Consider the following 10,635-nt stretch of genomic DNA (forward strand, 5'->3'; position numbering starts at 1 on the left):
AGCGCCCACTCGGGCGCTTTTTTTTCATGGTGATTATTCTGAAAAGTGAGCGCATACCGCTCGACTTGAAAGGCTTTCAGAACCCAACACCATCAAGAAGCTTGCTCGGCGCGCGCGAGCCGCTCACTTCTTTGAAAACCCCAAGCACCGATTGCAGCCCAGCGGTGGCAAGCGAGCCGACCACCACAACCCTGCCGCCAATGCCCTCAGACCCGCACACGCGGTGCCTGTGCTCCAACCGTCGCTCCACGCTCAGCGTCCGTCTTCCTGCAACACCTGCAGCCGCAACTGCAAGGCCTGCACCTGGGCGGCATCGCCGGCCTGCTCGGCCAGCCGCTGCTGCACCAGCAGCCACGCCAGGGCGGCCTTGCGCCAGCCCTGGGCAGAAGCCAACGCGGCCGCCTGCGGCACGGCGGCAGGTGCGAGCTGCCCGGCACGCAAGGCCACTCCGGCCGCGGTCAAAGCGGACAAGGGGTCCTGGGTTGCGGGCAGCTGCCCCACCGGTGCGCTGGCCAGCAAGGCCTGGGCCGTGGCCTGCTGGGCGGCAGGCAGCAGGCCGACATCGTCCGGTGTATGCCGGGCCTGCAGGTAGCGGGCATAGGCCTGCTCCGCCGGCGCCGCACCGGCCGCATACCGCTGGTAGCGCGGACAGTCGGCCGGTGCCACCACCGCTGCCTGGACGGCGCACTGCAACAGCGCCACCCGGGCCATGGCCGCCGGCTGCCCGGTGGCCGCCACTTCGGCAAAGGCCTTGCGCCACTCCACCTCGGCCACGCGGCGCTGGCCCTGCAGATCGGCCTGCACGGCGCGCTGTGTGGCCGACTGCGCCTCCAGCGCCCAGCTGGGCGTCGGCGGTTGGCTGCTGCACCCCAGCAACCCTCCCAGACCCAGCACGCCGACCCACATCCACCGTCCTGCACGTTCCGCGTTCATGGCAGCTCCACCTTTCCATCCTTGGCAAACGGCCACTTGCGCTGCAGCTCCGTCAGCAGGTCCTCCACCTTGCGCAAATTGCTCTCCACTTCGTTGCGCAGCTGGCCGATGTCGGTACTCGCCTCCTGCACATTGGCACTGATGCCCTCGGCATTCGCCAGCACCGCATCCAGCTTGCGCAGGCTGGTGCGTGTGTCGGCCAGCACCAGGTTCAGGGTCTGCACCGTGGTGCGCAGCTGCGGCATCAGGCCGTCCGCATCGAACACCTGCTGGTCAGTGCGCTGCACCACCCGGTCCATGCGCGCCAGCAGCTGGTTGGCGCGGTCCAGCATTTCCACCGTCTTGCGCGCGTTCTCGGGCGTGCCCAGCAGCACCTCCATGGCGCCGCTGTCACCGTTGAGCTTCTGCCCCAGCAGGCGCACCTGCTCCAGCGACTGCCCCAGTGGCGAGTCGCGGGCCGTCATCAGGCTGAGGTTGTTGAGCAGCTCCTTGGCCATGGCCACCATCTGGGGGATTTCCGCCGTGGCATCGCCACGCAGCACGGGGCGCTCCGCCCCGTCGTGCAACGGCGGATCCTGCAGCATGCCGCTGTAGGCCTTGATGGTGGTGCCGCCCACCAGGCCCTTGACCAGGGTGAAGACGCTGGATTCGCGCAGCCAGTGTGCATCCTTGCGGGGCACGGCCACCAGGATGCGCACGTTGCCGTCCGGGGCCAGCTCCAGCTTGCTGACCCGCCCGATCGGGAAGCCAGAAAACGTCATGTCCATGCCGACCGTCACACCCTCCGAATCGTCCGAGGTCAGCACCAGGCTCTGGGTCGGTTCGAACGCACCGCGCGCATACAGCAGGTACAGCGCCGCCCCGACGATCAGGGCCAGCGTCAGCAGCAGCAAGGCTGCGGCCTTGCGCTCCAGGTGGCTGACGGCGCGCAAGGCGGCGGTGTCCGCCGCCGCGGGACGTTCGGAAGGTGGCAGGCGTGGCTCAGACAAAATGGTCCCTTCGGATTCAGTAGTAATTGCCCATCAGCGAAGTCAGCTCGATCAGCAGCAGCACGGCAAACATGCGCGCCAGGCCCGAAAGCTCGCCCCCGGGGCGGATGTCGTGGTGTGTGGGCCGGGCATACAGTCCCGTCGATACCGGGATGATGGCCACGGCCAGGCCAAACAGCCAGGTCTTCAGCACAAACAGCAGGGTCACCGAAGGGTTGAACACCTGGCCAAACATGCGCGTGTAGCCCGGCAGGCCGGCCCAGGTGAAACCGTACACCCCCAGGTAGGCCGTGACCAGGGCCACCACGCAGGACAGCGCAGCCAGGGTCACGCTGGCGTACAGGCCCGCAACCACGCGCGGCAGCACTTCCGCCCGGATGAGGGCCTCGCCGCGCTGCTCGCGCGCCGCCCACTCGCCCGATTGGCGCATCAACGCCAGCTCCGTGGCATTCGGAATGGTGCAGCGCATCGCCACGAACAAGGCCGCCGTCAGCGGAATCAACTCCAGCACCAGCACGCGGATCACCATCTCCAGTGCATAGCGCGACAGGCCGTAGCTCAGCGCCGTGACCACCACGATGCGGGTGATCACCAGGCAGATCAGTGCCGCCAGCAGCGTGAAACCCAGCAGGATCGGTGCGGTATCCCGGTACATGCGCCGCAAGATCGGGCGCAGGGCATGCCCGCGGTAGGTCGACGGTGACAACAGCAGCACCCCCACCACGGCGCCCAGATAGCCAATACGGCCCCAGGCCACCACCATGTCGCGCGCGGCCCGCCAGATGCGCAAGCAAAAGGACGAAGACTGGGAACCCATGCCCTGCATGATAGGCAAAGCCCGCCCATTCACCAATCCAGGCCATGGTCTGCCAAGGCGCCGGATGAGCTGACCCACACCGCATGCACAGACAACAAAAAAGCCTGCATCTTGCGATGCAGGCTTTTTATTTGGGGTGGCTGATGGGGCTCGAACCCACGACAACAGGAATCACAATCCTGGACTCTACCAACTGAGCTACAGCCACCGTAGAGGGATGAAAAAACCCGCCTCTCGCAAAGCGGGTTTTCACTGTCAAATTTTGGGGTGGCTGATGGGGCTCGAACCCACGACAACAGGAATCACAATCCTGGACTCTACCAACTGAGCTACAGCCACCGGAAGAGATTTGTATTGTAGCTTGTTTCCAAGCCCTCAAAAGGAAAGCAAGATGTTTTTCTTACTCAGGGCCGTGCAACCTTGATTTGCACATCGAACTTCTTCTTCAGCAGTTCGTAATACGCCGCGCCTTCTGCAGTACCAAACAATTGTACATACTGCATGGAGGCCTGCTGGTTAAAGTCGGCAGTTCTTTCTGCCTGACCCACGATCCGGTTCACCTTGACGATGGCGTAGCCAGCATCGCCCAGGCTGACACCTTCCCAAGCCGGCAAGCTGTCGGTCTTGGCCTGCAGCGCCGCATCCAGCACCTGACGGGGCATGCCGACCGGGTTGTCGCGCGACACCACCACCGCAGGCAGCAAGCCCTGCGCCTGGGACGCATCGGCCTTCCACGCCTGGAGCTTGGCCTCACCCGCTTCGCGGGCCAGCACGGCAGATTGCTGCTGCACGTACAGGGTCTTGACGCGATCGGTCACGTCCTCCAACGCCAATTGCTTGGCAGGCTGGTAGTTCACTACCCGGCCGGACACCATCTGGTTCGAGCCCAGATCGATCGCATCGGTATTGCGCTTGTGATCGATGCTGTCCGCCGCAAACAGGGCTTGCAGGAAGGCGGGATTGGCCAGTGGACCTTCGACACCTGGGCGGGGTTCGCGTGTCACGCCATCGGCCATTTGCAGCTTCAGGCCCAGCTTGTCGACCACGGGCTGCAGGCTGTCCGACTGCTCGTACACCGTATTGGCAAACAACTCGGCCACTTCCGCGTACTTGCGCTGGGCCTGCTGGTCCTTGAGGTCATTGACGATCTTCTCGCGCACTGCGGCAAAGCTGGGCACGGCCGGCAATTTGACATCCGTCACCTGGATCACGTGAAAGCCGAACTCGGACTCCACCACATCGCTGATCGCACCCTTGTTCATACTGAACGCTGCTTGTTCAAACTCGGGCACCATGGCACCGCGCCCAAAGAAGCCCAGATCCCCGCCCTGGGGGGCCGAACCTGTGTCCTGCGACTCGGCCTTGGCCACGGCGGCGAAGCTGGAAGGATTGGCCTTGACCTTGTCGGCAATCGCCTGCGCCTTGGCCTTGGCGGCATCACGCTCAGCAGCCGACATGGTCTTCGGCGCATTCACCAAAATGTGGCTGGCACGTCGCTCTTCCTGACCACCCGCCAGACGGGCCGCATTTTCCTTGTAATAGGTCTGCAGATCCGCCTCGTTGAGCTCAATGCTGTCACGGACCGACTTCAGGTCCAGCACCACATACTCCACACGGGCCTGCTCGGACTGCTGGAACTTGGCGGTATTCGCGGCATAGAACGACTTCAGCGCCTCATCGCTCACCTGCACCTTCGCCACATAGTCTTGGGGCTTGAATTGCGCCACCTGGATTTCGCGGCGCTGCAGGAATGCATCCATCGCGGCATTCGCCACCACCGGTGTGGCCAGGGCCGTATTCATGACATTGCCCACCACCTGCCCCACCGACATGTCGCGGCGCAGCGAGGCCTCATAGGCCTCGGGGGTCATACCTTGCGCTGCCAGCAAGGCCCGGTAGCCTTCGGCATCCAGGCTGCCGTCCGGCTTGCGCAGATTGGCAATCGCGGGAATGCCCTGCAGGGTGCGCGCCAATGCGGCATCGCTGGTCACCAGGTGCATTTTTTGCGCAGCGGCCTGGAACACACGGTCACGCACCATGCGCTCGAGGGTGGCATAGCGCGCCTCGGGCGAGTCCAGCAACTTGGGATCGATGCCGGGATTTTCTGCCCGCAGACGATCGCTCTCCACGCGGTGCGTGTTGTCCCAGTCGTTCTGGGTGATGTCCTGCCCGGCCACCCGTGCCACCGTCGGGCTGGCACCCGAAAAGTAGCTCTGATCGATACCGACAAAAATGAACGAGGGAATGATCAGCAAGAACAACAAGATCATGACGAACTTGGAATGCTTGCGGATTGATTCGAGCATAGTCAATCTTTCTGAGGATGCATAAAAAAAGGCGAACTTGCGCTCGCCTTTTACGAATGATGCGTGCCCCGCTCCAAGCACTGGACGGGCATCCTGTGAGGACGCATTGATTCACTGCTGCACACACCACTCGCCATAAGGAAACCCGAAGATTCTACCCTTTGATTGACACGCGCCTTCAGCGATTGCACCGCATCGGTCACGGACAATCGCGCCACAGATTCCCTGTGGCGCTGCGCCGCATTGATCCGCGCCAATGCCAGCTGCCAACAAAAAAAGCACCGGGATTGCTCCTGGTGCTTTTTGCCACGATGAAGTGGTGGGTGCTAACGGGGTCGAACCGCTGACCTACGCCTTGTAAGGGGGTAGTCCTGCGTTGCAAATCAACCACTTAGGAAATTCACCAACCGCGTTTACCAACTGCGATCTTTTTTTACAAAATTGAAAGTGATTGACGCCGTTGGGCATATTAATCCGCACAGTCTCTCGAGCAGCTAACCAGCACGGCCCACGCCCCCCAGAGTTGCACCGCAGGCCATAGGGACCCTCTCAAAGCACGTCCTCCGGTGCCTCCACGGGTAGGCTGCATCACTGAGTTCAAGGGCATGCCCTTCACGCCCTACTCAAGGATTGGGGAGTTCCCGATTGGTCATGCGTTTCCAAATGCTGGGCTGGCGATGATGAAGGTCTTGCGCACCGCATTTTCCACATTCGGATGGCGGCACTTGTTTCTCACTGAACAGCACATCCGATTTAGAACCATAAACATATTTGTCGGGTCCCGGACGATTGGCTGCTTAAAAACAAGCGTCCGTTGCTGCATGGCCGAGAGGTACTGCAAGCAGTTCTGGCAACATGGCAATCCTGTGCCAAGGAGTTGCCATGCTGATCAGCCTTCATAAGAACGCTACGACCACACCTGCCACCCGTTTGGCATTGCAGCAAGCCAGTGGTACTGATCGAGAGTTGGCGCAGCAATACGGCATTGGCATAGGTGTCGGGTCCCGGACGATTGGCTGCTTAAAAACAAGCGTCCGTTGCTGCATGGCCGAGAGGTACTGCAAGCAGTTCTGGCAACATGGCAATCCCGTGCCAAGGAGTTGCCATGCTGATCAGCCTTCACAAGAACGCTACGACCACACCTGCCACCCGTTTGGCATTGCAGCAAGCCAGTGGTGTTGATTTCCATCCAGAAGTGACCCACTAGCCTCCGGTTTTTCCATCTCAATCTGACCCACGCATTAACCCTAGCCTGCTGCTTTTATGTGCAGCAGGAGACCAGGAGTGATTGACGTGGCTACTTTGAGTGTCATCAGGCGCTGGGCTCTGCGTGAGCACCTGTCCATCCGGGAGATCGCCCGCAGAACCGGGCTTTCTCGCAATACCATCCGCAAGTATTTGCGCTCCGATGTTGTGCAGCCTCGCGTTGCACAGCGCACGCTCTCTACCAAGCTTGATCCATTTGCCCGCACTACCGCCAGCAAATCATCGAGCGGCAGCAGCAGTTGGGTGCGCAGATAGACCACCAATTCTTCCTGTGCCGCATTGAGCGTGGTCTGCAATCGGTGCGGCGTATGACTGGCATCGTGCACCGTAGTGCGATGACGCCACTTGCGCACCGTGTCCAGGCCAATGCCGTATTGCTGGGCCAACTCCCGGTCCGTGCCACTGGCTTGCTGCAATGCACGTCGTGTAGCAGGCGTGGTCGTTGCGTTCTTGTGTAGAGCAATCAACATAGCGGCGCCTTGGAAGACGATTGCCATGTTGCCACAACAGCCTGCAGCACTTGTCTGCTATGGAGCAACGGGCGCTTGGTTGTAAGCAGCCAATCATCCGGGACCTGACACTTAGGGGCAAAAGGCCCGTCTCGACTGGTCTATCAGCAGCGTACTGAGGTCTTATCGCACACATTAAAACCCTGCTTCGCGCCAGAACACGCTGGCCGCCGTGCGCACAAACTGCGCCCCCGGCGCTTCCCAGGCACCCCGGATGCTGACCCGGCCGCGCCAGCGGTGCTGGGCCGCCCAGGCGGGCAAGGCCTCCGTGTGCACCACATCCAGCACCACCCGGTACACCGGCTGCTCGGGGTACAGCACCCCCTGCTGGTTGCGTACCGGCACATTGCCACCGGCCTGCGCGGACAGCGCCCCTTCGTTCAGGCTGCGGCTGGCGTCCTGGTCAATGCTGCGCACGCGCACCGGCAGTGCGGCACCACCGGCACCCTCGGTGATGAACAGACCGCTATCGCCCGGCCGTATGCGGTGCAGCTCCTGCTCCGCCACATAGCTCACCACTTCCAGTTTCTGCAGGTCCACCACACGGCCCAGCAGCTCCCTGCGGGCCACCCATTCGCCGGCCTGCAGGTCCGGGTCCACATCGCGCAGCACGCCGCTGCCGCCTGCCTGCAATTGGTAGCGCGCGGCATCGGTGTCCAGCGCCGCCTGCTGTGCCAAGGCCTCGGCCTGGCGGTCCTGCCACACCTGCCAGTCGCGGCGCAGTTCTCCGTCCATGCCGGCAGCTGCCGACTGCCGCACCACCTGCTGCAAACGCGCCTGATTCTGCTGGGCTGCTGCCTGCAAGGCGGGTGAAGTCAGCGCAAACACGGCGGTATCGGCCGCCACCGCACTGCCTTCAGGCAAGGGTGCTTGCGCCAGTTGTGCGGCCTCAGGGGCATGCAGCTGCCATTGCGCACCAGACTGCAGCATGCCGCTGCTGAGCACCGGCACCGGCCAGGGCACCACCAGCAAGGCCAGCAACCCCACCGCCAGCGCCGCACTCCAACGCGCACGGCGGTTGTGCGCAATCTGCGCCTTGCGCTCCCGCCAGGCTTTTACTTCCGACCACACCGGTTTGGCAACGAACCACACAATTTCCACCGCAAACAACAAAATCCCGACCGCCTTGATGAAGAAGTGGTACACCAGGGCCGCAATCCCCAGAAACAGCACCAGACGGTAAATCCAGGTGGCCCAGGCAAAGGCAATCAGCATGCGCTGGCGCGTGGGGGCAAAGCGCTCGGGCGGTGCTTCACCCAGCGCAAACAGCCGTTCGCGCAGATCCCAGCGCGCCAGGGCAAAGGCACGGCTGTGCAGATTGGGCATCTGCAGATAGTCCGACAGCAGAAAATAGCCATCAAAGCGCATAAAGGGGCTGGCATTGATCAGCACCGTGCTCACCCAGGTGGTGGTGGCCAGCAAGAACGCCATGGCCTTGGGCCAGCCATCAGGCAGCCACAGCCAGGCCAGCAAGGCCCAAACGGCAATCACCAGCTCGGTGGTGATGCCCGCTGCCGCCACCTTCAGCCGCTGGTCGCGGCGCGTCAGCTTCCAAACCTCGTTGGTATCGGTATAGGCCACGGGCCACAGCACCAGAAACGCCACGCCCATGGTGGGCACGCGGCAGCCGTAGCGTTTGGCGGTGATGCCATGGCCCAGCTCGTGCAGGCATTTCACCCCCAGCAAGGTGACGCCATAGGCCAGCAGGCCTTGCAGGCTCCACATGTCCACCAGGGTGGCGTGAAACACTTCCCAAGAGCGCACCACGCCCCACAGCCCCCACAGGAAGGCCGCCAGCGTCAGCCACCAGAAGCCGGGCCGAAACAGAAAATCCAGCCGGGGCGCCCAGCGCCCCAGCCAGAGGTCCGGGCGCAGCAGCGGCACCCTGAAGAACAGGTAGTTGTGCAGCAGCCATTGCGACCAGCCGCCACGCCGGCTGTGCCACTTTTCGGCCAGCGCAGGTGCAGCATGGGGCGGCGGCTGCAGCAGCTCGTTGCCCAGCAGAAACTGCTGCAGCACCTGCACGTCCGCCGCAGTCACCTGCAAAGTGGTGTGCGCCGCAATATCGCGTGCCATGGCCTGGGCATCGGCCATGTCCCAGCGGCGCAGCACTTCAAAGCTGGCCCAGTCCAGCTGAAAGAACAGATTGCGCACCGGGTCGTGCAAGGTCCAGCTGGGCTGGCCATCGGGCAAGGCCGGACCGGGCAGCAGATCCAGCTCATCCCGCAAGGGCTGCCAGGGGGCAGGTGCTCCGATCACAGCGCCACCCACTGGCGGATGCTGGCCCAGGGCTTGCGCACCATCCAATAGGCCAGGCTGACCCGCTCACCTTGCAGCTTGGCCGTGCCTTTGAGCCCGATGCGCTGCGTGCCCGGCTGCACCAGCTGCGCACGCACACGGTAGGCATACTGGCCGTCCGGGCGGGCCACGGCGTCATAGGCCACATAGCGCACCTGGGCCTGCACGGCCGCCAAGGGGTCGGCCGCCAGGTACAGCTGCACCGAGGCACCGGGCTGCAGTGCAATCGCATCGCCAATCGGCAGCCAGGCTTCCACCTCCACCGCATCGGGCTGGGCAATGCGCATCACGCGCTCGCCCGTCTGCACCGGCTTGCCAATCCATTCCGACGGGGCATCGAACAACACCATGCCATCCTGCGGTGCCAGCACCTGGGCGCGCTGGCGCTGCTCGGTCAGAAACGCCTGTTCGGCGCGACGTTCGCCAATCTTGCCGGCCAGCGCTGCCAGCTGGGATTTGGAACGCACATCGCCCAGCGCCAACTGCGCAAACTGGCGGTACTCCGCTTCTGCGGTCTGCAGGGCCTGCGCTGATACTTCCAGCCGGCTGGCAAGCTGCGCCTCGTCCAGGTTGAACAACAACTGGCCCTGCTTCACCATCTCGTTGGGCTGCACATGGATCTGCTCCACCACCCCATCCATGGGTGCGCGCAGCACGGCCGGCTGCGCGGCCACCAGTTCGCCTGGTGCCAGCACGGTCAGGTGCACCGGCCAGGCCGCCAACACCGCCACAGCCGCCACAGCCCACACCACAGGCCGACGCCACCAGATCGATTGCGCCTGCTGCTGGCGCAGATGCGCCCACCACTGCCGCGGCGATGCCATGCGCCGGCTCTGCAAGGCCCGCCACGCATAGCCCCACATGCTGCACCATTCGCCCAATACCGGCAGCCGGTCTGCGGGAAACGGGTCTGCCCCCACCAGCAGCAGGCCGGCAGATGCCGCCTCACGCTGCGGGGAGCCCGGTGTGCCCGGGGTGGGTTGCGACACGGGCAACCACACCGCATGGGCGGGCCACCACTGCGACCACTGCGCCGCCAGATCGGGGGGCACATCGGCCGCGGTGAAAGCACCAAGCCGTGGCTGGTGCTGTGCCATATGCCGGCACACTTGCACCGCCCACTGGGCATAGGGCGCGTTCGCATCCGGCTTTACCACCCCGGACAGGGTTTGCACACCACCCTCCTGCGTCCACCATACAGCCTGGCGGTAGGGCAGCAGCAAGCGGGTGTCATTCACCAGCAGGAACTCCAGCTCCTGCACCGTCTGTGCCTGCCGGGCCCGGTGGCCCAATTCCAGCAGCAGCACGGCGGGGTGCACACTGCCTGACGTCATCGGGGCATTCACTGCGACATCCTCACTCTGTCCTCGTAGCCTGCTCTTGGCCTGTTCGGCCTGTGCGCTGGCAGTTGTTGTTTCACCATCGCATTGTCCACACCACACGGTGATGCAGGCGCGACCAGCCTCTGCATGCGAGACCTGCCCGCGCCCTGCCCCACCGGCAACGGCCCCACAGGG

Annotated in this window: 7 protein-coding genes, 2 tRNA genes and 2 pseudogenes; 2 read left to right on the forward strand and 9 right to left on the reverse strand. The window is 63.6% G+C overall.

The annotated features are described in order from the left end of the window. Positions 1-252: 252 nt before the first annotated feature. The 6 genes from KAQ61_RS09730 to KAQ61_RS09755 all read right to left on the reverse strand — a co-directional run bounded on the left by KAQ61_RS09730 (position 253) and on the right by KAQ61_RS09755 (position 5,045). Positions 253-933: a hypothetical protein gene (locus KAQ61_RS09730; RefSeq protein WP_210929049.1), complete on the reverse strand. Its 681-nt coding sequence runs from the start codon at positions 931-933 to the stop codon at positions 253-255. Then, positions 930-1,922 (reverse strand): MlaD family protein, encoded by a 993-nt coding sequence (locus tag KAQ61_RS09735; RefSeq protein ID WP_210929050.1) that lies wholly within the window; start codon positions 1,920-1,922, stop codon positions 930-932. The genes KAQ61_RS09730 and KAQ61_RS09735 overlap by 4 nt, the downstream gene beginning before the upstream one ends. Positions 1,923-1,938: 16 nt before the next feature. Continuing rightward, positions 1,939-2,739 (reverse strand): MlaE family ABC transporter permease, encoded by an 801-nt coding sequence (locus KAQ61_RS09740; RefSeq protein ID WP_210929051.1) that lies wholly within the window; start codon positions 2,737-2,739, stop codon positions 1,939-1,941. Between the two features lie 132 nt (positions 2,740-2,871). Then, positions 2,872-2,947, reverse strand: a tRNA-His gene (locus KAQ61_RS09745). A 55-nt stretch (positions 2,948-3,002) separates the two neighbouring features. Then, a tRNA-His gene (locus KAQ61_RS09750) sits at positions 3,003-3,078 on the reverse strand. Positions 3,079-3,143: 65 nt separating this feature from the next. Then, complete coding sequence (locus KAQ61_RS09755) at positions 3,144-5,045, reverse strand: SurA N-terminal domain-containing protein (protein ID WP_210929052.1); 1,902 nt, start codon at positions 5,043-5,045, stop codon at positions 3,144-3,146. Positions 5,046-5,927: 882 nt separating this feature from the next. On the opposite strand from KAQ61_RS09755, the gene KAQ61_RS19080 reads away from it, so the two are divergent. Next, positions 5,928-6,227 (forward strand): hypothetical protein, encoded by a 300-nt coding sequence (locus KAQ61_RS19080; RefSeq protein ID WP_210929053.1) that lies wholly within the window; start codon positions 5,928-5,930, stop codon positions 6,225-6,227. Positions 6,228-6,329: 102 nt separating this feature from the next. Further along, positions 6,330-6,563: pseudogene (locus KAQ61_RS09765) on the forward strand (winged helix-turn-helix transcriptional regulator); the annotation flags it as partial. Here the strand turns inward: KAQ61_RS09765 and KAQ61_RS18810 are convergent. The 3 genes and pseudogenes from KAQ61_RS18810 to KAQ61_RS09775 form a co-directional block, all read right to left on the reverse strand. Further along, positions 6,512-6,781: pseudogene (locus KAQ61_RS18810) on the reverse strand (IS481 family transposase); the annotation flags it as partial. The pseudogenes KAQ61_RS09765 and KAQ61_RS18810 overlap by 52 nt on opposite strands. A gap of 174 nt (positions 6,782-6,955) precedes the next feature. Then, on the reverse strand, positions 6,956-9,079 hold the full coding sequence (locus tag KAQ61_RS09770; RefSeq protein ID WP_244982856.1) for a site-2 protease family protein: 2,124 nt from the start codon (positions 9,077-9,079) through the stop codon (positions 6,956-6,958). Next, positions 9,076-10,464 carry an efflux RND transporter periplasmic adaptor subunit gene (locus KAQ61_RS09775; RefSeq protein WP_244982857.1) on the reverse strand — a complete coding sequence of 463 codons (1,389 nt, stop codon included), beginning with the start codon at positions 10,462-10,464 and terminating at the stop codon, positions 9,076-9,078. Before KAQ61_RS09775 ends, KAQ61_RS09770 begins: the two co-directional genes overlap by 4 nt. Positions 10,465-10,635 lie beyond the last annotated feature (171 nt).

Source organism: Comamonas aquatica (assembly GCF_018064205.1).
GTDB classification, from domain to species: domain Bacteria; phylum Pseudomonadota; class Gammaproteobacteria; order Burkholderiales; family Burkholderiaceae_C; genus Comamonas; species Comamonas aquatica.